Here is a 25449-nt window from a genome sequence, read left to right as displayed (position 1 = left end):
TTTCTTATATTATTTTAATCGGATTGGTGAAAATCGTGATACTTTTTGAAACTTGTGATTGTAATCGGTTTGTGAAAGTAATGCTTTTTCCTCTAATGGTATTCTTATTGAGAGAATCCACAGGTTTAATACCGTAAAGATGACGGCAGTCCAATATGCCTGAAATAGGAGCGGTATCAGGATAATTTCGAGCATAACAATAAGGTAATTAGGATGCCGAATCCATTTGTAAGGGCCCTTTTTTACAATTTCAGTATTGGGGAGAACGATGATTTTAGTATTCCAGTATTTTCCTAACGAGGTTAACGCCCACACTCTAAGGAGCTGTGTTAAGCAAAAGAAAGTGATTAATACTGGCCATAAGGGAGATAAATCTTTATTTAACCAAGTGAACTCAATGAGTAAGACTAGAAAAAAGGAAGAATGCAATAAAATCATAAATCGATAATGCTCTTTACCGACCTCTATTGCTCCTTTACCTTTCATCCATTTTTCATTTTGCTTAGCGATGATTAACTCTGCAAATCTTTGTAGAATTATAAATCCGATCAATAGATAAAATACCACCCTAAACTCCCCATTTCACTAGTAATAGTTCCGAGCTAAATCCTGGCCCAAGAGCTGCAATTAATCCGTAGTCCCCTTTTTCTAAATCCTGTTTCATAAATTCATCTAATACATAATAAACCGTTGCAGAAGACATATTACCATGATTCTGCAGCACCTTTTGTGAGATACTCGTTTGTTGCTTAGTAAAACCAAGGGCCGTTTCATATGCTTCAATGACTTTTTTTCCACCAGGATGGGCAATGAAGTGTTTAATATCAGTTAACTCAAGTCCATTTTTCTGTAATAGTGTTTCTACATTCGGCTTTAGCCATTCGCTAATAATAGTCGGAATATCCTTTGAAAAGATCACATAAAGTCCTTCATTTTTCACATCCCACCCCATTACTTCTTCTGAATCTGGCATGAGGGTAGATTGAGTATCAATAATATATGGAATGCTCGTTTTAGTTTGAGATGTTGTTTGGTCTCCCTCTACAAGTACAGCAGCCACCCCATCCGCAAATAAGGATGTTCCAATTAAGTTACTTTTTGAACGGTCATTATGTTGAAAGGTTAACCCACAAAGCTCAACTGCTACAACCAGAACTCTAGCGGAGGGGTATGCTAGACAGTAATCAAAGGCTCTTGATAATCCAGAGGCCCCACCCGCACATCCAAGGCCCCATATCGGAATCCGTTTAGTATGAGCGGAGAATGGTAAATGGTTCATAATTTTCGCATCAATACTGGGTGTCGAAAGTCCTGTGGTTGAAATAAAAAATATCGCTTCAATTTCTTCAAAGTCGACTTTTTGCTTTAGGTACTTTTCATGCTCCAAGCAGCTTTGAATTGCCTCGATGCTGTATTCGACAGCATGTTCTATGTAAGCATTATTTCGCTCCTCAAAACTATGGCTTTTCTTAAACCAGTTGAGGTCTTTTGCAAAATGTCGTTTTTCAATTTGGCCATTTTCAAACACCGTTAACAATCTAGAGATATCCCTAAAGGATTCATGGAATAATTCTCGTGCAAATTCTGCTGTGGTATCCTGTGTCAATGCATTCGGTGGAACACAAACACCAACGGAGGTTATTTTAGGCATAGCATACCCCTTCTTCTAGCTGATTTATATTATTTTTTTCTATTAGAGGTAAAATATGCATGAAAAAGGGAAGTCATCAATAACATTAAAGGTGAACTACTCTAGGTGAAGGTTAGTTTTTTGGGGACAAAAAAAGCTTCCCGGAACAGGGAAGCTAACGTTTTGGAGAAACTTGTTGTTGTTGTGCTTCATTATTATAACTCAAATCATGCTTCGTTACATCCCGTAAATTTCTGGAAACACTTTATTCTTACTAGGTAGTTTCCACCACTGCTGCTAAATAAAGAATTTCTTGAAGAACTTCTTCTCTTCTTTTATTGACCTTTTCAAAGTCCATTGACTGTTTATAGTATTCCTCTAATCGGTCATGAAGCCGCTTTGCTTCACTCAGGAAATTTGTAGCAAGTGTCATTTTCGTTTGATATGACATATTTAGCTCTCCTATTTCTTTACGGTGCGTCTCTTCGATCCTAGCATCCATACAAAGTCGGAACATATCCACAACGATATCATTTAAACGGAACGGGTCTACTACATGAGGGGCTGTTCCATCAACAACCGCAACACTTAAGCCTGGAATGATGACCATATCAATACTTCCTGGATCAAATGCGCATGGATAATATTCTACCGACAATCCTTCTGCTTCAGCATGACTGCCAATCTTTTTCATTAAAGTGGACTTCCCACTACCAGGACGACCCTTAATAATATATCTTTTTGACAGATCTTCGGTAATATTATCTATAAAATTAACGGCTCCATTTGGTGTTGACGCACCAAAAAATCGCCTCGTTACCTTCGGATCCTTCTCCCTCTCGAATGGCGAAGTAAAGATAGAGCGAATTAAATCCTCAGTAATCACATTTGCTTTTTCAAAATCCATAGAGCTCAAATAGATTTCTTCTTTTTTTAGGTGTATCGTTTTTGCTTCCTTCATCGTTTGATAAGCGGCCTTATAATTTGTACTTATATCATTGGTTAGTGAGATTATGATATTTTTATACTTGGCTAAATAGGCATCGTTTCGATAGGTTCCCAGGTCAACAATTGTCTCTACTACTCCGGGATATTTTGGTTCGACAATATGAGGTGCAGTACCATCAACAATTCCTACCTTAAGTTTAGGAATAATCATCCCATCAATTGACTTGTTGTCACTTGAGCAATGTAAATATTCCAAATCTAGCCCTTTATCCATAAGAACTAAGCCAATCTTCCGCATAAAAGTTGACTTACCAGTACCCGGTCCCCCCTTAAGTATATAAAGTCTTTCGAGGTCTTTTGTAGCTTCCTCAAACAACGAATAAAACCCTTGACTTGAATTAGATCCAGCATAAAAATTCTTTATTGCCATTCATACCATCTCCTTCGCATACTAGAAGAACGCCTACTGTTAGAATATGGCGAAGGGGGAGATGTGTGACTGTGTGAAATAGCTTAAATTAGTGCTTGGTATTTACTCGACTTATTGCACCTTTTCTCTTAATTGCAAAAAAATAACCTGCTCATTTTATGAACAGGTGGATGTGGATCACTTAAAATCCTTGTATGGTCATACCGCCATCAACATATAGTGTTTGACCCGTTATATAGGAGGCTGCTTCTGAACATAAAAATACAGCAGGTCCCACTAGCTCAGGTAACTCACCAACGCGTTTTAACGGGGTGACAGCTAGAATCTCATTTACATATTTCTCATCTTGGAGCAATTTTTCTGTTAAGGTTGTTTTAAAATACCATGGACCAATTGAGTTGACGTTAATTCCGTACGGTCCCCATTCAAGAGATAATACCTTTGTCATTTGAATGAGTGCCGCTTTCGATGCTGCATAGACGACTCCTGTTCGAAGTGCGACATGACCTGCCACTGATGCGATGTTAACGATCTTTCCTTGTGTTCCAGATTCTTTCATTTTGTTACCAACCTCTTGCGAAAACATGAATGCTGACTTTAAATTAGTGTCCATAATTTTTTGCCATTCTTCATCGGTTACGTCTAATGCCTTTGAACGGATATTCATACCAGCATTATTGATGAGAATATCAATTTTAGAAAACTCCTCTTGAACTTTGTTCACGGCATGTTGAACATCAGGGCGACTCGTTACATCGGTTTTAATGATGAGGGCTCGTCTTCCTAGTTTATGAATGTATTCTGCTACTTCATGTAAGTCATCCTCAGTTCTTGAGAGAATGGCCACGTCTGCTCCTGCCTCGGCTAGTCCTATTGCAATAGCCCGTCCGATCCCTCTTCCTGCTCCTGTTACAATTGCTACTTTTCCGTCAAGTTGAAATGATGGTAAAAACATATTGATCCTCCTTTAAATTAGCTAATTTTCATCTGTCATTTAAAGTCTTCTACATGGTGTATGTGATTGCCTTCACGAGGCCCAGTAGCCTGGCTTATAAACTGGTATGAGTGGAACTCCCCATACTGCATCAACATTGTGCGTTTACTTTACTTCCATCCATAATAAGCTCTAGCTGCCCAGTACTAGGATCAATCACTAAGCCATGAACTACCACATGACTTGGTAATAATGGATGTTGTTTGATGATCGCAACGGATTCTCTGATACTATCTTCAACACTTTCAAATCCCTGTAAGAATTGATCAATATCAATCCCAGCATGCTTGAGTGTATCTATCTTTTCGGGAGCAACCCCGGCTTTCATTGCTTTTTCAAGAATAGGAGTTGCATGCATACCAGTCATACCACAGTCTCGGTGTCCAATGACAAGAACCTCTTCGGCATATAAGCTGTAAACTGCTATCAAAATGCTTCTCATCACACTTCCGAAAGGGTGAGATACCAAAGCACCGGCATTTTTAATAATTTTAGCATCTCCATTTCCAATGTTCATAGACCTTGGAAGTAATTCTATTAATCTTGTATCCATACAAGTTAAGATGACAAGCTTTTTATTCGGATATTTTGTTGTGTTGAATGTCTGATAATCCCCATTGTCTACGAATTCTTTATTAAAGCTCAAAATATCCGTAAGTCGACTCGACACCACACACTCCCCCTCACACTTCTAAATATATGATATAACATTACACCAAAGCCCTCCCCTAAACAATCAAAACTTCCCACGCACCACTTTAACACTGTAAAGGATTGGGGGCCTGGCCCCCAATCCTTTACAGTGTTAAAGCAAATATGAAATTGATCGATTATTCTTCGATGATAAGGCTTTGGCCAACATGGATTTTGTTGGATTTTAGGTTGTTTAGTTCTTTTAGTTCTGCAACAGTTGTTTTATATTTTTTTGCTAGACTATATAGGGTGTCTCCCTTTTTAATTTGGATTACTAGTTCTGGTTTTACTTGCAGGATCTGCCCGACATGAATTGTATTGGATTTTAGGTTATTCATTTCCTTAAGTTTAGCAACTGTGGTTTTGTTCTTTTTGGCTAGTGAATATAGGGTATCCCCTTTTTTGATGACCACTTCATTTGCATCCTTTACCTTCAAACTCTTTCCTGTATATATGATATTGGATGTAAGATGATTCGCTAACTTTAAATCTTCTACTGTCATATTATGTTTCTTGGCAATTGAATAAAGCGTATCTCCCTTTTTTATAACTGTATTAGATGCGGCGTCAGCTACCTGCGTCCCTGAGATACCTAAAGTGAGCATAAGACCAAGTGACATTGTGGCAATCATTTTTTTCATCTGCTGTTTCCTCCTGTTGTTTTAAGTTCATTCACTTATAAGACGGAACGTGGTCTACTCAAGTTACAGGAGGATGAGCCTAAAAAACACCCAATTAAAAAAGCCGATTCAACCAAAATGAACCGGCTCTTTCCATAGCAATTAGTCTAACTTATAAATAGCATTATATTTATTTTCTAAGTATCTAACAAGGTACTCAGCATTTAATCCTTCGCCTGTTACATCCTTCAAAATCTCAAGTGGCTTTTTCATACGTCCATGACGATGAACCTTATCTGTTAACCACTCTCTGATTGCCATTAGGTTTCCTTCTTCTACTAGCTGATCAAAGTTTGGAAGGTCTTTTAACATCGCTTCTTTAATTTGCGCAGCATACATGTAGCCTAATGCATAAGATGGGAAATAACCAAACGCTCCACCTGACCAATGAACATCTTGCAGAACACCTTGAGCGTCATTTTCTGGACGAACGCCTAAATACTCTTCCATCTTATTGTTCCAGATCTCAGGAAGATCCTTCACTTCTATTTCATCATTGAATAAACCTTTTTCGATTTCATAACGAACCATTACATGAAGTGGATATGTTAATTCATCTGCTTCAATACGGATTAACGATGGCTTTGATTCATTGATTGCTAGATAGAAGTCCTCTAATGAAATATCGTTAAATTGACCTTCAGCATATTGCTTAAAGAGGTCATAATTTTTCTTCCAGAATGGGAAGCTACGACCTACAAAGTTTTCGTAAAATAAAGATTGTGATTCATGAATCCCCATGGATGTACCGCCACATAAAGGCGTTCCAATTAGGTCCTTTGAAACATTCTGCTCATAAAGAGCATGTCCACATTCGTGAATCGTACCAAAAACGGCTGATCTAAAGTCCGCTTCATCATACTTAGTTGTTACACGAACATCTCCAGGATTTAAACCAGTAGCAAACGGATGAACCGTCGCATCTAAGCGTCCTGAATTAAAATCATAGCCAAGCTCCTTTAGGACCGCTAAGCTGAAATCACGTTGCTTTTCCATAGGAAATGGTTGGTATAAGAAGTCTGTTTTTGGCTTATTGGTAGACTCCGCAATAGCTTGAACAAGTGGAACGATTTTGCTTCTTAATTGTCCAAACACTTGATCTAATACATCTACTGTAACTCCAGGCTCATAATCATCAAGTAGAGTATTATATTTATTACCTTCATAGCCCCAGTAACCAATAAACTTTTTGTTAAATTCTACAAGCTTTTCTAAATATGGTTGAAATGCAGCAAAGTCAGAAGCTTCTTTAGCCGTTTCCCAAGCAGATTCAGCCTTTGATCTTAAAATAACGTACTCACGGTATTCAGCAGCAGGAATTTTCTTGTTTCTTTCGAAATCCTTCTTACATTCCTCTACCGACTTCTTCGTAATTTCAGAGATTTGCCCTTCTGCTTCTGGACAAGTTAATGCTTGAATATATTGTTCCATCTCAACTGATGTAGACAAGGCAAAAACTTCTGAAGAAAGTACTCCTAATACTTCAGAACGCTGCTCTACACCATTTTTCGGTGCACCTGTTCGAAGATCCCAATGGATAAGACCAATTGCTTCATTATAGGCAGTCATCTTTTTTACATGATCTAAGAAATCTTTTTCAATTTGTTGAATAGTACTCATCAATATTTCCCCCTCTTGTACATTGATTCTATGTACATTAGTTCTATATTCTTTAAAAAATACCTCTAAAGAAAAACAGGTTCAGTAGGACAAATTTTTTGTACTTCTGCCACTACTTCAGGACTAGTAGAGGTTGGCATCATAATGGTAATCATGCCATCATCCTCTTGGGTACGAATTAACCTCCCAATTCCCTGCCTTAATCTCAAGAGCATATAAGGAATTTCAATTTCCTGTTGGTAATTCTCCACGGTTTTCTTTTTAGACTGGAAAACTGGGTCTTGTGGCGGAAACGGTAAAGACCAGATGATCACATTCGAAAGTGAAGGACCTGGAATATCTAACCCTTCCCAAAGATGAACCGCACAAAGAATGGATTCCTCTTCATTTTGGAAGGTGGATACTAACTCACTAATTTCTCGATCCCCTTCAAAAAGATACATATAATCACTGTCATGTATAACAGCTGTCTTAAATTGTTCAAGGTCATCACGGCTATTAAAGAGGACAAGCGCTCGTCCTTTTGTTTGATCGATTTGTTGTTTAGCAACCTCAAGCTTTCGATTAAATAGGTCGTGATCCTCAAGCTTATTTATATAGATCTTCATTTTCTCATCATACTCAAATGGAGATTCAACAATAAAGGACAAATATTTTTTAATTCCTAAGCTATTCGCAATATAGTCAAATTGCCCATTCTGGGATAAAGTAGCTGAAGAAAAAATAAATGGTATTCTTTGTGAGAATACTTGCTCACTTAGTACCTCTTGAACCGTTCTTGGCATAATCACTAAATGGAAGCTTTCAGCATCAGGTTCAACCCATGATATGACTTCATCAGTTTTTAGGAATAATTGTAGAGAATGCTCTAATTGATCCAAATGTTCCTCAACAATTTTTAAGTCATAGTGATTAATGGTATGTAATTCACCTTCAAAAACTAACGCTTCTCCGATTTCTACAATTCTTTTATATAACGTATCAGCTGCAGATAAAAGGGAGGTTGGAAAGTTGATCTCTAATCGAGTGGAACCCTTAACAGGTGTACTATGGTCTTTCAACTCTCTGAAGAATTCATCGTTATCGACCAAGGCCTGTTCTACTAAATAGGCAAATTCCTCTCTTAAATCATTTCCTAAAAGTCTAGTTAACAATTCCTCTAATGTACGTTCCTTCACTCTAAAGGTTAAAGCCTTTTGAGCAGCGAATTCAACAAGATGACCTTCATCAAATACTACACAGCTAGCTTCTGGTAATAGTGGTAATTGACCTTCTCTTTTGCGAGACTCAGACGTCCAAATATGTTCCATATAGAAATCATGCGAACAAATAATGATATCCGTTGCTTTTCGGTAATAATCTCTAGATAAAGTTTGTCCACATCGATGACGTTTAGAACAGGCGAAGCAATCTTGAAATGGGTCCCAACCAACATTTACCCATTCATCATCTGAAAAATGAGCATAGTCCTTTCGATCTCCATAGTGATGAAACTTTTGCAAGCCACTATGATCATGAACAAAACTTGGCAGCTCATCAAATAAGTCTTCCTCTTTTTCAGATGCTCCTCCGCTCATTCGATCATCTAACTTATTTAAGCACAAATATTGATCTTGAGATTTAGCAAGTCTAGCATCAACCTGAATGTTCAAGAATTTATCAATTTTTGCAATATCGCCTTCTTTTTTCACAAGCTGCTCTATAAGTGTTTCATCTGCACAGGCAATGATTGCAGGCTTCCCCGTGAATCTTGCATAACAAACGGCGTACAGTAAATAAACAAGAGTTTTCCCTGTACCTACTCCAGCTTCAGCAAATATTATTTGCTTATCACGAAATGACTTTTCAAGTTGGAAAGCCATGAAAATTTGCTCATCACGTAGTTCAAAACCAGCATCCGGGAGAATGTCGTAAAAGACATCCCCAACCCATTCATTCAACTTATTATAAAAATTATCTGTTTTCCCTACTTCAAAAGGGAGTTTTTGTCTAATCAATCTATAACCCTCCAACAACCTGTTCGTTCGTTTATGGCCAAAAATACTATTCTACAGCACAACCTCTAAATCCTTTATGTATCGACAATAGTTTATAAAAAATAAAAGTTTTCCCTAAGGGAAAACTGCCTAACTATTTGTGTATTTTAAATATTTTTTATCGACGGACATGGCATGTGAAATGGCATCCCGCAAATGGTCTTGTGCTTCTACAATAGCACCATTAACTGCATTATCTGAATTCATATCGGCTTCAAACAACTTATTTGTGTCTTCAATTGCCTTTGTAATTCTAGTGAAATCTAGTGGGTCACTTAACATTTTTCTCACTCCCGTTAAATTTTGAAACATTTAACAGTATATGCGGTCTTAAAAAAGGCTATGCATGGTAAGCGTCCCCTACTCAATATAGGATAAAAGGATATAGTGGTCAAGTCATATCCCTTTATCTCTACCTTAGGTATCATTTAGGTTCTAGGTGGTCTTGGTCCCCAGAACTGATAATAATCTGTTCTGATAAAGCCATTAAATAGCTTTCTTTTCTTTGTCGCTTGTTTTCCATAAAGCTTCTCGAATTCCGGATGTGAAGTTAGCATGTAAACAGACCAAGTAGGGAGCTTTTCAAAGGCTTTCCCCATGTCCTTATACATTTGTTCAACTTCTTTCTTCTCACCTATACGTTCACCATATGGTGGGTTCCCCACAATAACTCCATATTCGTCTCTTGAGGTAATATCCTTAACCTGCATTTGTTTAAAATTAATGAGATCTGCTAATCCAGCCTCGATTGCATTTTCTTTTGCCATATTAATCATCCGATGATCAACATCAGACCCCATTATATTTAAAGATTGATCATATTTCGCTAAGTCTTCAGCTTCTTCCCTTGCCTTATCCCATAAGGAGGAATCAATCCAGCTCCAGTTTTCAGAAGCAAATTCACGGTTGAAGCCAGGCGCAATATTCTGGCCGATCAGAGCTGCTTCAATCGGAATCGTACCTGAACCACAGAATGGATCAATGAAAGGCTTATCAGGGGTCCAGTTGGTTAGCTTTACTAAAGTTGCAGCTAACGTTTCTTTTAATGGCGCTTCCCCTTGATCGACTCGGTAGCCCCTTTTATGTAATCCAACTCCACTTGTATCAATGGTTAACGTAACAACATCCTTCAAAAGTGCCACTTCAATCCGATAAAGTGGACCACTTTCCTCAAACCAAGTTGTCTGTTTATATGTATTTTTTAGACTTTCTACCACTGCTCGTTTTACAATACTCTGACAGTCCGAAACACTAAAAAGCTTGGACTTTACAGACTTACCAATCACCGGAAATTCAGCATCTTCCGGAATAAACTGAGACCAATCTATTTTCTTTGTCCTTTCAAATAACTCATCAAAGGTGGTTGCTTTGAATTCAGCAACCTTTAGCTTAATTCTGTCAGCTGTTCGAAGCCACAGGTTAGTTCGACAAATAGCTAATTCATCGGCCTCAAAGATTACTTTCCCGTTTTCAACTATACAATTTTCGTATCCTAGACTCCTTACTTCATCGGCAACTATTGCTTCTATACCCATAGCAGCTGTTGCAATTAACGTTACTTTACCCATAAAACGCTCCCTCTTTATTCTAAAATAGCACATATGTTGCCTCTTAGATTTTTTAGTCTATGTATTAATGTATCATCAGGCTGTTTTATAAAACTTTTTGTTGTTATTTTAACAAACACTCACTTTATACTAGGTCCGTTGATTTCCGCTGCAGGTACTCGCTTTCCACGGGGAGGGACGTGAGCCTCCTCATCGAAAAGTGGAAGTGCCCCGGTTAGCTCCGACAAGCAAATGTTCCTACATCAAGAAAAGGGTGATCTTTCCCATTTCTTGATGTAGGGTTATTTGACCTCGAGGAGCTGGGCACTACAACTAGACAAGCTTCGCCTGCGGGGTCTCACGCTTCCCTCTATCTCCCGTAGGAGTCGAGTGCCTTCCGCTCCAATCAACTCTATATTTTAACAAAGCTTTCATATAGCAACAACCTATTCAAGTTTTGTTTTTATTATAATTCTTAAAAAAAGCGTTATCGGTAACATTCTATCAAGAATAATCCTTGTTACTTACATCTTGATGCAGTTTTTGTTTTCTTATACCCATTTACGAAATAAAAAAGCTCCCCTAACTGGAGAGCTTTACCATTTGAAAGTTTGAAGTCCATCAATAGCGTTTTGTAAGCCATGTTTTGTACCATCGTACTCCAAGCGACTGACTCAAGCGTCTCGTACTCAGGTGGCAATCATCTATCTACAGATGAATCATCATCTGTCGTTCTCATCGTTCATTTTCCTTAGAGAACGCGCCCCTACCATAATTTGGGTTTCTCGCTCGTGGGGTTTACCTCGTTCCACTCTAACCATTTCTAGTTAGACTTCGTCACTGTGGCACTTTCAAGGTAGTCGGACCATATCCAGAGGACTTAGGTCGTTTCCCTGCCGTCAGTTAAGAATCCTTAACTGCCCTAGCTTATGAATTCACTAGGCACGAACACTACAGGCATCGCAGCCCGTGCGAGCATGGACTTTCCTCTACATGACTAGCATGCAGCGATTACCCAAACGCTATTGATCAAGTAAGACTTAGTATATTACACTTAACTTCGTTTAGCAATATCAATTACTGGGAATATTGCCAAAGAATCTCTTGTAAGTCAACATGCTACTGTTTAATCAAACAATTTACTTCCAAATACATGCTTTTCCAAGTTGGATAAACGCTTTAAAATATCAAAATTTGTATTTCCAGCTGGCTGGGTTGGTCTCTTTGGTACTTCTTCTGCTTGTCTCTTTAAACGAAGATTTTCTTGCTGAAGCTCTTCAATCTCTTGATGAAACGCTTCATAATCCTTAATAACATAGTCTAGAAACTTATCAACTTCCTCTTGACTATAGCCTCTAAATGAAGATTTAAATTCTTTTTCTAAAATATCCTTAGCTGTTAATTTAATTTTATCTGATAGCATCATATTCACCTCAATACCCTTTACCATTCATCTTTTTTATTTTTTCAAAAAAACAGCAAATTGTCAATTTTATATTAGTGTTAGTTACCAATTTGTAGAATCATTAAACTGTTCTTCATTCACAATGTCTTCAATATCGTATGGGGTAATAAAAAAAAGCTGGTAGTTTTGATGCTCCATTTTCTTTTGGGCCTCTTGTACCATAAAAAATGGACTCCCTTTTTTCTCATCATCATAAAAGGCTAATAAACCATCACTCTTCTGAACAATATATTGATTTTTCACTTTCAGTTGACCAGGATTTTCGTATGGCCTTTTTGTAATGCTATCCACAAAGTCCGCTTGGGAAAGAATCCATCCATACATTTCTTTATTTCCTTCATTCCATTTGGATTCCTGTTCTAAATATGGAGTTAAGATCGCCAATTGTATAGGGTATTTTTCTTTTAATTCTATGATCACCTCGGCTGCCCATAACTCTGTACCCATTTGACCGCTCACAATGATCCATTCCAATCCTTCTTCGATTAAAGGAATCAAACGCTTATGTAACGCTTTTTTTATGTATTGTATGCCTTTATGATCTTTTTGGAAAATTCCTAGCTCAAATGATTTATATCCTGTTATGGCTAAAACTTTTAACATGTTTACCTCCTTTATAAAACAAGGACTTCTTATAATCAGTAAAGTTACTCTTTATTCAAAATGTCACGTAAGCAACAAAGTTTTAGAAAAGAGCCTTAACAAAACAAAACAAGAACCGACTTAAAAGCCAGTTCTTGTTTATTATAATACTTTATTAGCCTAATAGCATGTTGTTGTTTCCAGGAAATCCTGGTCCTGGCATAACTCCTGGTGCTGGTGCTACTCCTGGAGTTCCTGGCGCTACTGGTGGTACAGGAGCTCCTGGAGGGCAAACAAAGTGTTGATTAGCTACTTCATTCACAGCTGATTCAGTGTGAGGGAAATAGTGATTGTGTTGATATAAATGGTGATTTACGTTTGTTGTATGACTCGGATGAATATGCGGAACAATCGTTGTATCATGGAAATTTTGAACACAGCATTTAGTTGGGTAAACAATAGGTGATAATACTTTTGGTTGACAATGATGCATGCTAATTTCTCCTTTCGGTTTCTCTTATTGTGTTTTACATTAACAGCCTATGAGGAAACAAGGATACATGTACTAATGAAAACACCTATTTTTAGGTTGTCTACCCCAAAACTCCACGTATGCCTAGTAAAACACCGATAAGATCAACCAAATAGAAGATGGAAGCTGGTCTTGAATTCGGAAAACAGAAAGATTGTCAAACCGATCATAAAAAAGAAAAGAAATAGCAAAGTTTTCGGCATCGTCACTCTCTCCTATACAAGAACTTTCAATGCTTCATTTTAAAAGTTGCGTTTTTCAAATTCAACATGTAAATTCTAGAAAGTCGTGATTTATACAGTATTCGACAGCGCCGTTTGCCGAATTATAGGGAGTTTTGCGCTTACCTAGGAAATATCTGAAAATTTTTGCTCCTTTATTTCCAACCGTTTTATCCTCTTTTTTATGTCCTGTTGCTTATAGAAAGGAATACTTTCTGAGATCTCACGTGCAAGCATGGCATAATCCAAAGCCGTCTGAATTTCTTTTTGTTTATGCTCATAATATTTTGCGAGTTCTATTGCTGCCGCCAAGCGATCTTTAACTTCTCCCTTTTCCTCTGAATGACAAAGCTCTTTCCAGAGTCTAATTGATTCTTCATATCTATGTTCTCGTTTACATATAGCAGCAAGGGCAATTTTAGCCGAAGAAAGGTTTTTACCTTTTTGTTGGACTAGGTCGTAATAATGTTGGGTAGCAGCTTCCTTTTCGCCAACCGATTCCATCCATTTTGCTACTTCAAACTGTTCTATATTGCTTCCCTTATTGGCATGAAGAAGCTTATTAGAAATATGAACAAATAAGGTAATCAGAGTTAGAATATCTGTCTCATTATGCTTCATGATACCAAATATACCTTCTGGATTCTGATCCTCTAAATAATGAAAATAAATCATTGGAGCCATAAAACCTGGTATATCATCATTTCTAGAAATATTTAAAATTTCTTTTTCAACCATACTCAGCTTTAAAGATTCATACTGATTTTTCCATAGTCTTCGACTGGCATGTAGTAAGTCAAAATGGCCAAATTTAGGAAGTTTCGGTACTTCGTCACGGATCAACGTATGTCTTGTTTTTACTTGTGGCCAATCAAACGACTTCCCGTTATACGTGACTAGAGTTGTATAATCAACTTCCTGAAGAAAATAATGATAGAGAGCAACCTCAGAAGCAGGACTAGGTAAAAATAACTGTCTTACGATTACCTTATCTTGAAATACTCTTGCATAGCCAAGTAGAAAGATTGTATTCCCCGTACCACCACCAAGGCCAGTGGTCTCTGTATCAAAAAAGAATAGGTTCTCACTTTCAAATCCTGCAACTGACAAAGGATGACTAAAGCTCGATTGGTTCCAGCTTTTCACTACTTCATGAAGGTCACCTAACGGATATAAGCCATGTAACGTCGTTAATGGAAATTCCTTTTCACGAATAAAAATATATTCTCCCTCAAAGAAATATGGTTTTACATCAAATTGATTCCATTCTTCTAAATAAGGGATATCTGCTTGTTGCTCAAGAACTTCCTGCTTTTCAATTTCAACTTGATCAGTTACTAAATGTTTTTTCATTCGGTTTAGTTTTTGCTTTAACGACATGCCTTCACCTCATTTCGGTTTATTATATAAACTGCTCTAACAAACGGAGGGAAGCTGTTTTTGTATTGGTGTCATAAGCATCCAAACCGACACAGGATGGACATCCACTTTCACATAAGCAACCGTTAATTGATTTTTTCGCTTCCACTAAAATATCCTCCATTTTGTCATAGAGTTTTTCACTTAATCCAATACCACCCGGGTAACGATCGTAGAGATAGATAGTTGGTTTTCCAGAATGAGTTGATTTTACTTGTGGAACTATGTGGACATCACCTGGATCACACATAACTAGTAAAGGTACGATATGCTTGATTGCGTGTGCTACTCCTAGTAAGCCTTGTTCTAGTTTCTTTTCACTCATCTCATCGTCCTTTATAAAGGTAAACCAGGCTGCATTTGTATGAAGCTCTTCCTCTGGGAGATGAATGGGTCCTGAACCAATGTTCTCATGTGTTTCAAATTTAATCTTTTTAAAGATAGTAGCCATCGCCGTAACCATTACATCTCCATAACCAAGCTTTAGGTTTTCATTTTCCCTTTCCTTATCAGCCTCAAGCACTTTCAACTGTACGGCTAAATTGGCATCAGTAAAATAATCAACCTCTACCTCACGAACAAATGCCTTCTTTTCCTCCCAATCAAGCTTTTCTACTTGATATTGAGTCCCTTGATGTAAATAGATTGCTTCATCATGAAGTAACGTCATCGCACTAAATCGATCCATCTCCCCAATTACTTTTACATTTGCAGTTATGGTTTGATCGATAATAATCACATTTTCCTGTGAAGCTGAACGGAGACTAATGTTATGAGCAGGAAAGGCATCATTCATCCAAAACCACTTATTACCACGATGATGTAACACCTTTTCTTCTGTTAAGAATTCCAAGATATCTTCTAGTTCTACTCCACCAAATGTATCACCTTGCTTAAATGGTAGCTCATAGGCAGCGCATTTCACATGATCGAGTAGAATCACTAAATTATCAGGATTTATCCTTGCTGTCTCAGGATTTTGTTCAAAAAAGTATTCAGGATGCTGAATGATATATTGGTCTAAGGGGCTCGAACTTCCAACCATGATAATCAAGGCTTCCCCTTGCCTTCTTCCAGCCCTTCCTGCTTGCTGCCAAGCACTGGCAATCGTTCCTGGGTATCCGGTCATAATACAAACCTGAAGCTGACCAATATCAACTCCCAATTCTAATGCATTTGTACTAACAACCCCGTAAATTTCTCCCTTTCTTAGCCCTCGCTCAATCTCTCTTCTTTGAACAGGTAAATATCCACCACGATAGCCACGTATCGACTTTGGACCTAGCTCGTTTTTAACCAGTTCTTGTAAGTATGTCAGAATAATTTCAACACGCACACGGCTTCGTGCAAAGACAATGGTTTGAATTTTATTTTTCAACAGTTGGCCGGCCAGATCTCTTACCTCTAGTGTCGCGCTTTTTCGAATATTTAAAGGTTTGTTCACAACAGGAGGATTATAAAAAGCAAAATGCTTTTTCCCTGATGGTGCCCCGTTATCATTAATCAACTCCATGTCTGTACCCGTTAGTTGTTCTGCAAGTTCCTTAGGATTAGCAATCGTTGCAGACGTACAGATAAACTGCGGATCACTTCCATAAAATTGGCAGATTCTCTTAAGACGTCTAATCACATTTGCAACATGACTACCAAATACACCACGATAGATATGTAGCTCATCAATTACTATATATTTTAAATTCTCGAATAGAGAGACCCATTTTGTATGATGTGGCAATATTGCAGAATGAAGCATGTCAGGATTCGTGATCACGATATGACCTGCTTTTCTAACCTTTTGTCTGATTGCAGGTGATGTATCACCATCATACGTATAGCTATTGATTGAAACTCCTATTTGCTCAATCAATTCATTAAGCTCACTTTTTTGATCCTGTGCTAATGCTTTTGTCGGGAACAAATAAAGGGCTCTAGCATCTTCATTTTCAATTACAGTCTGTAAAACAGGAAGGTTATAACATAGGGTTTTTCCAGAAGCAGTCGGAGTAACGGCAACAAAACTATTCCCCTTTTTAATGGTTTCATAGGCTTCGACCTGGTGTGTATACAACTCACTGATTCCTCGTGCCTGAAGTGCACCCGAAAGCTTCTGATCGACCGTATGAGGAATCGGAGCAGTTTTCGCTGGTTTTGCCTCAATCGTGTGCCAGTGGACGATCTGTTTATTTTGTTTTAGCTCATGTATGATTTCTTGCATCGTTTGTTTAGCGAATCGTTTCATCCTTCTTCACCTCTATCCTTTTATTTTAACGAATAAACGTTCGGTTCGTAAACAAAAAAAACAACGACCATGTATGATCGTTGCTACTTTTTTAGTAAAATCACTTTAATAACAATACGCAGGTAAATTGTTCCAACCACTCATATCATTGAACTTCCGATTTTTTGATCATATATAAGTGATAGCCGTTAAATTCTTGTAAATCACCTTGAAAGTCAGAAAGCTCATGGGAAAATTTCATACCTAACCTTTTAATAATAGTAAGGGACGCAATATTATCTGGATGAACAAGGCCAACAACCTTCTCTAATCCAATAACATTCAAACTATAGGATAGTACTGCTCTTGCAGCCTCATGTGCATACCCTTTCCCTTGAAACCTTTTAACTAGGCTATAATATACCTCTACCTCATCCTTATTTATATCATTAGGCCCTAATCCACAGATACCAATAAACTCTCCTGTTTCCTTAAGAAAGACTGATAGATTGAATTTATAGATTTTTTCAGTTGTATTTTTTTCGTTACAGTCAATTGACCACTTTATTAATCTATGGATTTCTTCTATATTCTTAGGAGGAGACTCAGGCATATATGTAAAGTGTCCTGGCTCAAGAGTCATTTGATAGAGGGAATGGGCATCCCCAATCTGATATGGACGTATATAGAGACGATCCGTTTCGATTTTCGCATCTACAAACATTCCGTGTAACACTCCTTTTGGATTTATCATTCTTGTTAACCGCTTAAGAATCGTCAGTTATAACTGAAACTATTATTAGTAGTGTGTTAACCTACATTCAACCAAAAATATACCACAATTTGTAAATTAGGGTAAAGAGAATTCATAAAAAAGACACCAGTACTCTAGTGTCTCAGAAGCATTTAACTTATTATTTTAAAGCTTAGGAGGTCTTCTATCTTTCAACCAATCTATTCCTTCCACATTTCCTACAGATGCCATTAAAACAGATAAGTGTTTTTGACCATCAATCCCAAGGAATTTATTCAACTCTTTATCAAACCAGTGTCCCATTGTACATGAACCGAGGCCTAATCCATTTGCTACTAGATGGAAATTTTGTGCAATATGGCCCACATCCCACCATATGTAACGGTATGCTCTTTCCTTATATTTATAAGCAGTTCGATCAATTACCGCTGTCCACACGAAATTGACTGCTGCCTTTTTTGTCATCTCTTGCTCTTCCGTTACTTCAAAGGTGAATTCTGAAAAGTCCCCGAGTTTAATTCCTTCTAACACCCAATCTTGTACATTTAGATGGTAGAGTCCTTTTTCTAATCCTTCTACATGATTGATAATCATAAAAGTCTCTATCGGGAAGAGAGCACCAGCTGAGGGTGAGGTTCTCACTTGATAGTCTCCTAGATCAGCGGTTATTCCTTGGGTTCCCCATAGTAGTAAGTTAAGCTGATCTAAGGTAATAGGCGTATCCAGAAAATTACGTTTTGATCTTCTGTTTTGCAGTATATTCCACAATGATGGAACCTCTTTAAAGTTAGGTTCACCTAATGGGATTTTCACAATCGCATCTTCATACTTTAAATAGGTTGGAGGTTTCTTCGAAGAATCAACCTTCAAATGCCAACCCTTTTCTAAATCACCAAAACCATATGAGGTAGCTTCCACAAATTCCTTACATGCCAACTCCCAGTCTTTCAACATTTCCCCTTACCCCTTCCATAAATTAAACATTTTATTATTTGGTTACTTTTACTATATAATCATTAACAGCATTAGTAAAATTAATATATTTTATAAAAGCATTAGTAAAAACTAATGGAAAGAGGCTCGAATGACGCTATTACAATTTGAAGTATTCATTACAGTTGTAGAGTTAAAGAGTTTTACCAAAGCTAGTGAGAAGTTAGGGTATACACAATCTGCGGTATCTCAAATGATTAGAGGCTTAGAGGAAGAACTTAATGTGAAGTTATTAGAACGTGGTCGAGCAGGTGTATCAGTTACGCCTATAGGGGAAAGAATGCTCAAGCATATGAGAGAAATCATTAAGATTAGAAAAACCATGGTTCAGGAAGCGACATCATTTAATGGCCTGAATGTTGGCTCTATTAAAATCGGTGTTATTCCAAGTGTGTCTACAAAGGTCTTACCCAAAATTGTAGGATCATTTCGCAAGTTCTATCCTGAGCTTGATCTCATTATTTTTGAAAGCACATCAAAAGACATTCTCCAACTGATTGAGAATGACGAAATTGATGTAGGTTTTACGATTTTAGAAAACCAAGATCAATTTGATGAAGTGCCACTCATTCACGATCAACTTATGGTTATTCTTCCGAAACATCATGCACTAGAGAAAGAAGATTCTATTGCCTTACATCAAATTACCGAAAGTTGCTTTATTATGCCAAAAGGGGATAGTGATACTCTGATTAGGCAAGAGTTTAGCAAAAATCAATTAGTACCAACTATTAAATATGAAATTCAAGATACATCAACGATTATATCTATGGTAAGAGAGGGAATAGCGTTAACCATTCTGCCTGAGCTTTCAATTCCTCTAGATCTTTCGGATTTAAAGCCTATCCCTTTACTTTCAGCTGAAAGAAGAAATATTGGATTTGTTTTAAAGGATATTCAGTCCATTTCACCAGGTGTAGCTGAGTTTATTGTACATGCAAGGAAATCTATAAAAGATATGGAGTAGTTTTTTTACCAAACATTATTACAAAACTAGGCTTAGAGGGAAATTTCCTCTAAGCCTAAATTATTTTGGATACTAAATACACTATCTTAATTAATGGCTCTGTTAATGTTTGTTGTTGATTTCCGTTCCAGGACACTCGCTTTCCGCGGGCGGGTTCGGGAGCCTCCTCGGCGTTACCGCCTGCGGGGTCTCCTTCACCACGCTTCCCCCGCAGGAGTCTCGCGTCCTTCCACTTCAATCAACTCTGCTAAAAATCAACACTGTACTTTAACACAGCTTAATTAATAAGCACGAGCAAACCAAACTGTGTGTTTTGATTCTTTCCCACAGTTAATGCAAGTTTCCTTTGTGGTCGGTGGGTTAAATGGAATGTTACGTGTTGTAAATTTAGTGTTTTCTTTTACACTTTCTTCACAAGCATCATCTCCACACCAACCTGCTAAAATCCAACCAGGAATGGTTTCATTTTGTTCAGATTCTGTTAGATGTTGCTCTAATTGCTTGATTGTATCGATATGCGTGTGTGAATGATTGGTTCGGAATGCTTTAGCCTTTTCGAATAAACGTGATTGCATGGTGTCAAGTTCTTTTAGAACACTCTCAACCAATGATTCTAAAGGCACGGCTATTTTCTCCTCTTCATCACGGGCTTTCATTAGACCTTGGTTATTTTCTAAATCACGTGGGCCAAGTTCAATACGAACAGGTACACCTTTCAACTCCCACTCATTAAATTTAAAGCCTGGAGACTGATCAGAATCATCAAGTCGAACTCGAATTCCTCTATCTTTTAAAGCTGTAAAGATTTCATCTAATTTTTCGATAATAACAGGGTTCTTTTTCCATGGCCCCACTGGGATTAACACAACCTGAGTCGGCGCAATTTTTGGTGGTAAGACAAGACCTTGTTCATCACCATGAACCATAATCACCGAACCAATTAAACGTGTCGAGGTACCCCATGAGGTTGTATGGACATATTCATGTTTATTTTCTTTATTTAAATATTTTATCTCGAATGCTTCTGCAAATTTTGTCCCCAAATAATGAGAGGTCCCCGCTTGAACCGCTTTACCATCTTTCATCATGGCTTCAATGGAGTAAGTATCAATTGCCCCAGCAAAGCGTTCTGATGGTGTCTTTTGCCCATCATAAACGGGAATCGCCAGTAATCCTTCCACTACTTCTTTATAAATATTTAACATTTGCATCGTTTCTTTACGTGCGTCTTCTTCATCGACATGAGCGGTGTGACCCTCTTGCCATAAGAATTCAGAAGTACGGATAAATGGTAGAGTTTTCTTCTCCCAACGAAATACATTTGCCCATTGATTAATTAGAACTGGAAGATCTCGATAACTTTTAATCCAGTTTGAATACAAATGACCAATCATAGTTTCTGAAGTTGGTCGCAATGCTAAACGTTCTTCTAACTTTTCTCCGGCAGCTTCTGTTACCCAAGGAAGTTCTGGAGAGAAACCTTCAATATGATCCTTTTCCTTTTGGAAGAAGGACTCTGGGATTAACATCGGAAAATAGGCATTACGGTGGCCTGTTTCTTTAAACCGCTTATCCATTTCATTCTGAATATGTTCCCATAATTCATAACCATCTGGTTTAAAGGCAATACATCCTCGAACTGGCGTATAATCCATTAAATCAGCTTTTTGAATGGTATTAATATACCATTTTGAAAAATCCTTCATTTGTTCAGACATTATCTTTTCCTCCTGCGAATGAAATAGCTTTTTTAAATAAGCTTTGTAACGAAAGCTGCAAATAATCAACAATAGTCACACCAAATAAAAAAAGCATAAAGAGTCCTATAAAAAGGACGTCTTTATGCTTATAGACGTGGTACCACCTTAGTTCGACATTAATAAAAAATATTAAGTCCTCAAACGTTTGTAACGAAACGACTCGGTTAGTTTGAGCTAACATCTCTGTGGTAGGGTTCAACAAGAAGGGGTGATATAGCTTTCAGCCAGGGCTATATTTTCTGTTTCACAATTCTTATTTACTTAGTCACTTCATTGATTATTATTTATAAATCAATATATCAATTTGTTACATGTAATACAATCCTTACTTACTGATATTTCTCAATTAATGATCTTAATCACAAAAATACAAAAGCCTGACTTCACTATTGTGAAATCAGGCTTTATCTAGATGTATGGTTTCTACGAGGGAGTTTTATCTTCCCCCATTTTATTTCTATTATACATAAGTTGATTAATTTTTATCTTTTTTGTCGAACGGTAGGTTTACTTAAGTCCTGAATAGGGTAAATATTGTTAAGTGAATTTTCTAATTAGATAAGTTATATAGATTTAAAGGAACAAACGGGGGGTATATATGAGAAATTATCAAAAAGCAACCATAGAACAACCTAATAACTTAAGGAATTTATTAAATAGTTCATCTATTTGCCAACATGGTGGTCATATCTTATATACCTATACCGATCAGGAGCAATATATCGAAAATGTTATTGAATTTGTTGTGGATGGAATCACCAAATGTGAGACGGTCCTTTTTATTGATACAGTTGAAAGATTTAACCAGTTAAAACATAAATTGTATACGATGAATTTTTCTGAGGCTGATCTAAATTCCATCATTTTCATGGAGGCAAACCGTTTCTATTTAACCGACGAATCTTTTAATGTAGATTACACGATAGATAGACTACACCAACATCTAAACTCATTATTAAGCAACGGGTTAAAGGTAAGGATATGGGGCCATGTTGTTTTTCCAGATTCACATGCTAACCTATCTCACCTAAGAGAATATGAATCTAGGTCTGACATATTCCTTCATCATCATCAACTCCTTTGTATTTGTGCTTATGACGGTTTAACGGTACCTTCTACCATTCAGAATGAAATGCTCAAGGTTCATTCATACATGATGACAGATTTTGAGGTTGTACATTCACCTTTTTATCAAACCAATCACCTAGAAAGAAAATCAGAAAATAGTCGATTTTTAATGGAGGGAATAGTTGATCATCGATTAATCAGTGTTCAGAATGAACGATTGAATCAAAACGAAGAATTTTATAAAAGCCTACTATGTGAAATCCCTATCGGCGTCATTATTAGCAAAAATGGAAGAATTGTATTTATGAATGAAGAAGGAAAACATTCTTTACGCTTTTCGAATAATCTTGACTTATTAGAACAACAACTCTCTCCTTTTTTAACTGGAATTGAACCTGAAAATTCAGAGGTAAATATAAGAGAATTTAACCTTATAACTAATACCGGAGACACTCTCACTCTGCAAATGAAGTCAATTCCAACCTGGTATTTAGGGGGAGAAGCTACTTTACACACCTTATTAGACTTTACCGAGAAAAAAATAAAGGAACAACAATTAATTCGTAGCGAAAAGCTTAACATAGCAGGAGAGTTAGCAACTTCTATTGCTCATGAAGTTAGGAATCCATTAACGTCGATTAAAGGTTTTATCCATTTAATTAAGAATAATCCTAGTAAAGAATCCTATTTTAAGATTGTTGAAGATGAAATCGATAAAATTGAACAAGTATCTAGTGAGTTTTTAATGTTGTCAAAACCTTACCGAGAAAACAGTAAGCCTATCCATATACATAAAATTTTAAAGAATGTTCAGACTTGGTTACAGCAAGATGCCTTATCCAAACATATTGATATGATAGTAATAAATAATTCAGAGGAAGATTTATGTATTGAAGGGGAAGAAATTAAAATAAAACAGGTATTTATTAATTTAGTTAAAAATGCTATTGAGTCTATGGATAAAGGCAAGATCTATATTCAGTTGGAAAAGATTCAAGATCAAATTAAAATAGACATTATCGATGAGGGGCCAGGAATGCCCAAAAGGTTACTATCGAGAATAGGCGAACCCTTTTATTCTACAAAAGAAAAAGGAACAGGCCTTGGACTCATGGTCTCCTATAAAATTATTAATAATCATAAAGGTACGATAAAAGTGAATAGTCAAGTTGGAAGAGGTACAACTTTTACTGTAACTCTCCCATTAATAAAAAGCTATGAATAAAAATCATAGCTTTTTATATTGGGTGTTTCGTATAAAAATGTTATTTTTAATAGCTTTGTTAAGTCTTAAACTACTGTAATCTCATTTGATTGTTTACTGATCAAATATCCATTAACTTCTATCGACTCTGGTAGTAATGGATGATTTTTTATCATCTCTATATTCTCCTGTACTGTATCTTTGGGATTTTCTGGACCCGTTAACCATTCCACCAGATCATGATTCACTACATCAATATACTCAAGTGTCTGAATGACATCTCTTGAAACTCCAGATTGGTCAAGCTTTTGAAGGAGATCAACTTTGCAATCCTTTAATGAGTTCTCATGATCTGCAACAATATATATTTGATTTACGTTCTCGGTATAGACAGCAAGTAGGACGCTCCTCATGAGACATCCATAAGAATGGGTAGTAACCGATCCAAAACTATTAATAACAATCAGCTCTTCGTTATTATAATTAAGGATACTCGGAAGAAATTTCTCATATTCTTGTAAATCAGTTAGAACTACTGCTTTTTTATTCGTTACTTCTTTCCCCATGCTTCTCCCCCCTATTGTAGCCATTTTGCCATTTCATAATAAACAGGAATACCAATAATTAGATTAAAAGGAAACGTAACACCTAGAGATAAACCCAAATATATAGATGGATTGGCCTCAGGTACTGAGGTTTTAAGAGCAGCTGGAGCAGCAATATAGGATGCACTACCTGCAAGAACTCCCATTAACATGGTGCCACCCATTGATAACCCTACTAAACTACCTGTAACAACACCTAAAGCTCCAAAAATCAGTGGTGAAATTACACCAAATAGTAGCAATTTCACTCCGTGTTTTTTTACTTCGGGTAATCTGGACCCTGCAATTAACCCCATATTTAATAGGAATAATATTAAGACGCTATTATATAAATCAAAAAATAACGGCTTCACCATTGGTAATGCGGCTTCCCCTAGAATTACTCCAATGATTAAACTCCCAACAAGTAGGATGATACTTTTCCCAAACAAACTCTCACGTAGAACCTCTTTATCTACTAATTTAAAGCTAGAGGGAAGAACACCCATACTATGTGAAGACATGGCTGGTGAATGATTGTTCTTCTCAATCACTTTTAAGAGAAATAAGGAGACGAGAATGGCTGGACTTTCCATAAGTACAACCAAAGCATTCATAAATCCTTCATAGCTCGTTCCTGATTTCTCAAGAAAAGATATAGCAGCACCATAAGTAACGATGCTAATTGATCCGTATGTTGCCGCAAGACCAATAGAATTATGGAGATCCATCTTCAAAAATTTCATAATAAGGAGGGTGATAAATGGAATGACCCCTCCAAGAAAAAGGGCTCCTAAAATAGGCGCTAAAACAGAGTCCACTGAATAATGGGAAAGCTCAATCCCTCCCTTTATCCCGATTGCAATCAATAAATAAATGCTTAATCCGTCGCTTAAGGCAGGTGGGAATTTCAGATCTGATTTACATAAAGCGGCAATGATTCCTAATACAAAAAACATCACCACTGGTGAAAGCAAGTTTCCTAGAATAATTTCTGACATTTTGCATCCTCCTTAAAGAAAAACGGCAGCTTCAGATTAACCCCTACTTTAGAGGTTAATTTGAAACTGCCGGCTTATTTTCAACTAACAAAATCGTTTTTTG

General features: G+C 37.0%; 22 protein-coding genes, 1 other RNA gene and 1 other annotated feature. Of the genes, 2 read left to right on the top strand and 21 right to left on the bottom strand.

Translation table 11 applies throughout. The annotated features are described in order from the left end of the window. Nucleotides 1-9 precede the first annotated feature (9 nt). The 18 genes from M1D60_RS07980 to M1D60_RS07895 form a co-directional block, all read right to left on the bottom strand. Nucleotides 10-567, bottom strand: a complete 558-nt coding sequence (locus tag M1D60_RS07980; RefSeq protein WP_456278630.1) for an isoprenylcysteine carboxyl methyltransferase family protein — start codon at nt 565-567, stop codon at nt 10-12. A gap of 1 nt (nt 568) precedes the next feature. Further along, nucleotides 569-1651 (bottom strand): type III polyketide synthase, encoded by a 1083-nt coding sequence (locus M1D60_RS07975; RefSeq protein WP_456278629.1) that lies wholly within the window; start codon nt 1649-1651, stop codon nt 569-571. A 253-nt stretch (nt 1652-1904) separates the two neighbouring features. Further along, entirely contained in the window at nt 1905-3008 is a 1104-nt protein-coding gene (locus M1D60_RS07970; protein ID WP_456278628.1) for a PRK06851 family protein, read from the bottom strand. 181 nt (nt 3009-3189) lie between these two features. Further along, nucleotides 3190-3963, bottom strand: a complete 774-nt coding sequence (locus M1D60_RS07965) for an SDR family NAD(P)-dependent oxidoreductase (RefSeq protein WP_456278627.1) — start codon at nt 3961-3963, stop codon at nt 3190-3192. Between the two features lie 130 nt (nt 3964-4093). Next, a complete protein-coding gene (locus tag M1D60_RS07960) occupies nt 4094-4672 on the bottom strand; it encodes a beta-class carbonic anhydrase (protein WP_456278626.1) in 579 nt (192 codons plus the stop codon). Nucleotides 4673-4832: 160 nt separating this feature from the next. Beyond that, nucleotides 4833-5336 carry a LysM peptidoglycan-binding domain-containing protein gene (locus tag M1D60_RS07955; protein WP_456278625.1) on the bottom strand — a complete coding sequence of 168 codons (504 nt, stop codon included), beginning with the start codon at nt 5334-5336 and terminating at the stop codon, nt 4833-4835. Nucleotides 5337-5477: 141 nt separating this feature from the next. After that, a complete protein-coding gene (locus M1D60_RS07950; RefSeq protein ID WP_456278624.1) occupies nt 5478-6995 on the bottom strand; it encodes a carboxypeptidase M32 in 1518 nt (505 codons plus the stop codon). Between the two features lie 65 nt (nt 6996-7060). Further along, nucleotides 7061-8992 carry an ATP-dependent DNA helicase gene (locus M1D60_RS07945; protein WP_456278623.1) on the bottom strand — a complete coding sequence of 644 codons (1932 nt, stop codon included), beginning with the start codon at nt 8990-8992 and terminating at the stop codon, nt 7061-7063. A gap of 129 nt (nt 8993-9121) precedes the next feature. After that, a complete protein-coding gene (locus M1D60_RS07940; protein ID WP_456278622.1) occupies nt 9122-9313 on the bottom strand; it encodes a DUF3921 family protein in 192 nt (63 codons plus the stop codon). 146 nt (nt 9314-9459) lie between these two features. Further along, complete coding sequence (locus M1D60_RS07935; protein WP_456278621.1) at nt 9460-10599, bottom strand: THUMP domain-containing class I SAM-dependent RNA methyltransferase; 1140 nt, start codon at nt 10597-10599, stop codon at nt 9460-9462. A 609-nt stretch (nt 10600-11208) separates the two neighbouring features. After that, nucleotides 11209-11601, bottom strand: an RNA gene (gene rnpB, locus M1D60_RS07930) — RNase P RNA component class B. A gap of 103 nt (nt 11602-11704) precedes the next feature. Continuing rightward, the gene (gpsB, locus tag M1D60_RS07925) at nt 11705-12001 is read right to left on the bottom strand and encodes a cell division regulator GpsB (protein ID WP_456279387.1); all 297 of its coding nucleotides are present in this window, start codon (nt 11999-12001) and stop codon (nt 11705-11707) included. A gap of 84 nt (nt 12002-12085) precedes the next feature. Further along, complete coding sequence (locus tag M1D60_RS07920) at nt 12086-12646, bottom strand: DUF1273 domain-containing protein (protein ID WP_456278620.1); 561 nt, start codon at nt 12644-12646, stop codon at nt 12086-12088. A 154-nt stretch (nt 12647-12800) separates the two neighbouring features. Continuing rightward, entirely contained in the window at nt 12801-13118 is a 318-nt protein-coding gene (locus M1D60_RS07915; protein WP_456278619.1) for a CotD family spore coat protein, read from the bottom strand. Nucleotides 13119-13504: 386 nt separating this feature from the next. Next, nucleotides 13505-14758, bottom strand: a complete 1254-nt coding sequence (locus M1D60_RS07910) for a ribonuclease H-like domain-containing protein (protein WP_456278618.1) — start codon at nt 14756-14758, stop codon at nt 13505-13507. Nucleotides 14759-14780: 22 nt separating this feature from the next. Then, a complete protein-coding gene (locus M1D60_RS07905) occupies nt 14781-17036 on the bottom strand; it encodes a DEAD/DEAH box helicase (protein ID WP_456278617.1) in 2256 nt (751 codons plus the stop codon). Between the two features lie 145 nt (nt 17037-17181). Further along, a complete protein-coding gene (locus M1D60_RS07900) occupies nt 17182-17769 on the bottom strand; it encodes a GNAT family N-acetyltransferase (RefSeq protein ID WP_456278616.1) in 588 nt (195 codons plus the stop codon). Between the two features lie 165 nt (nt 17770-17934). Continuing rightward, the gene (locus M1D60_RS07895) at nt 17935-18723 is read right to left on the bottom strand and encodes a SagB/ThcOx family dehydrogenase (protein WP_456278615.1); all 789 of its coding nucleotides are present in this window, start codon (nt 18721-18723) and stop codon (nt 17935-17937) included. Nucleotides 18724-18853: 130 nt separating this feature from the next. On the opposite strand from M1D60_RS07895, the gene M1D60_RS07890 reads away from it, so the two are divergent. Continuing rightward, nucleotides 18854-19729: a LysR family transcriptional regulator gene (locus M1D60_RS07890; RefSeq protein ID WP_456278614.1), complete on the top strand. Its 876-nt coding sequence runs from the start codon at nt 18854-18856 to the stop codon at nt 19727-19729. Between the two features lie 281 nt (nt 19730-20010). Here the strand turns inward: M1D60_RS07890 and proS are convergent, their stop codons facing one another. After that, nucleotides 20011-21447: a proline--tRNA ligase gene (proS, locus tag M1D60_RS07885; protein ID WP_456278613.1), complete on the bottom strand. Its 1437-nt coding sequence runs from the start codon at nt 21445-21447 to the stop codon at nt 20011-20013. A gap of 109 nt (nt 21448-21556) precedes the next feature. Then, nucleotides 21557-21772 (bottom strand) — a binding site (T-box leader). 315 nt (nt 21773-22087) lie between these two features. On the opposite strand from proS, the gene M1D60_RS07880 reads away from it, so the two are divergent. Next, on the top strand, nt 22088-23782 hold the full coding sequence (locus M1D60_RS07880) for an ATP-binding protein (RefSeq protein WP_456278612.1): 1695 nt from the start codon (nt 22088-22090) through the stop codon (nt 23780-23782). Between the two features lie 65 nt (nt 23783-23847). Here the strand turns inward: M1D60_RS07880 and M1D60_RS07875 are convergent, their stop codons facing one another. Both M1D60_RS07875 and M1D60_RS07870 read right to left on the bottom strand, forming a co-directional pair. Next, a complete protein-coding gene (locus M1D60_RS07875; RefSeq protein WP_456278611.1) occupies nt 23848-24327 on the bottom strand; it encodes a hypothetical protein in 480 nt (159 codons plus the stop codon). A gap of 11 nt (nt 24328-24338) precedes the next feature. Next, nucleotides 24339-25346 (bottom strand): sodium-dependent bicarbonate transport family permease, encoded by a 1008-nt coding sequence (locus tag M1D60_RS07870; protein ID WP_456278610.1) that lies wholly within the window; start codon nt 25344-25346, stop codon nt 24339-24341. Between the last annotated feature and the right edge of the window lie 103 nt (nt 25347-25449).

Source organism: Bacillus sp. AK128, assembly GCF_053903075.1.
This window is presented reverse-complemented; position numbering and strand designations above follow the sequence as displayed.

What these genes read in the sequence shown, in the direction of transcription:
- M1D60_RS07975 (WP_456278629.1), bottom strand. Translation starts at nt 1,651, where the DNA reads ATGCCTAAAATAACCTCCGTTGGTGTTTGTGTTCCACCGAATGCATTG.
- M1D60_RS07970 (WP_456278628.1), bottom strand. Translation starts at nt 3,008, where the DNA reads ATGGCAATAAAGAATTTTTATGCTGGATCTAATTCAAGTCAAGGGTTT.
- M1D60_RS07965 (WP_456278627.1), bottom strand. Translation starts at nt 3,963, where the DNA reads ATGTTTTTACCATCATTTCAACTTGACGGAAAAGTAGCAATTGTAACA.
- M1D60_RS07955 (WP_456278625.1), bottom strand. Translation starts at nt 5,336, where the DNA reads ATGAAAAAAATGATTGCCACAATGTCACTTGGTCTTATGCTCACTTTA.
- M1D60_RS07950 (WP_456278624.1), bottom strand. Translation starts at nt 6,995, where the DNA reads ATGAGTACTATTCAACAAATTGAAAAAGATTTCTTAGATCATGTAAAA.
- M1D60_RS07940 (WP_456278622.1), bottom strand. Translation starts at nt 9,313, where the DNA reads ATGTTAAGTGACCCACTAGATTTCACTAGAATTACAAAGGCAATTGAA.
- M1D60_RS07935 (WP_456278621.1), bottom strand. Translation starts at nt 10,599, where the DNA reads ATGGGTAAAGTAACGTTAATTGCAACAGCTGCTATGGGTATAGAAGCA.
- gpsB (WP_456279387.1), bottom strand. Translation starts at nt 12,001, where the DNA reads ATGCTATCAGATAAAATTAAATTAACAGCTAAGGATATTTTAGAAAAA.
- M1D60_RS07920 (WP_456278620.1), bottom strand. Translation starts at nt 12,646, where the DNA reads ATGTTAAAAGTTTTAGCCATAACAGGATATAAATCATTTGAGCTAGGA.
- M1D60_RS07915 (WP_456278619.1), bottom strand. Translation starts at nt 13,118, where the DNA reads ATGCATCATTGTCAACCAAAAGTATTATCACCTATTGTTTACCCAACT.
- M1D60_RS07910 (WP_456278618.1), bottom strand. Translation starts at nt 14,758, where the DNA reads ATGTCGTTAAAGCAAAAACTAAACCGAATGAAAAAACATTTAGTAACT.
- M1D60_RS07905 (WP_456278617.1), bottom strand. Translation starts at nt 17,036, where the DNA reads ATGAAACGATTCGCTAAACAAACGATGCAAGAAATCATACATGAGCTA.
- M1D60_RS07900 (WP_456278616.1), bottom strand. Translation starts at nt 17,769, where the DNA reads ATGATAAATCCAAAAGGAGTGTTACACGGAATGTTTGTAGATGCGAAA.
- M1D60_RS07895 (WP_456278615.1), bottom strand. Translation starts at nt 18,723, where the DNA reads ATGTTGAAAGACTGGGAGTTGGCATGTAAGGAATTTGTGGAAGCTACC.
- M1D60_RS07890 (WP_456278614.1), top strand. Translation starts at nt 18,854, where the DNA reads ATGACGCTATTACAATTTGAAGTATTCATTACAGTTGTAGAGTTAAAG.
- proS (WP_456278613.1), bottom strand. Translation starts at nt 21,447, where the DNA reads ATGTCTGAACAAATGAAGGATTTTTCAAAATGGTATATTAATACCATT.
- M1D60_RS07880 (WP_456278612.1), top strand. Translation starts at nt 22,088, where the DNA reads ATGAGAAATTATCAAAAAGCAACCATAGAACAACCTAATAACTTAAGG.
- M1D60_RS07875 (WP_456278611.1), bottom strand. Translation starts at nt 24,327, where the DNA reads ATGGGGAAAGAAGTAACGAATAAAAAAGCAGTAGTTCTAACTGATTTA.
- M1D60_RS07870 (WP_456278610.1), bottom strand. Translation starts at nt 25,346, where the DNA reads ATGTCAGAAATTATTCTAGGAAACTTGCTTTCACCAGTGGTGATGTTT.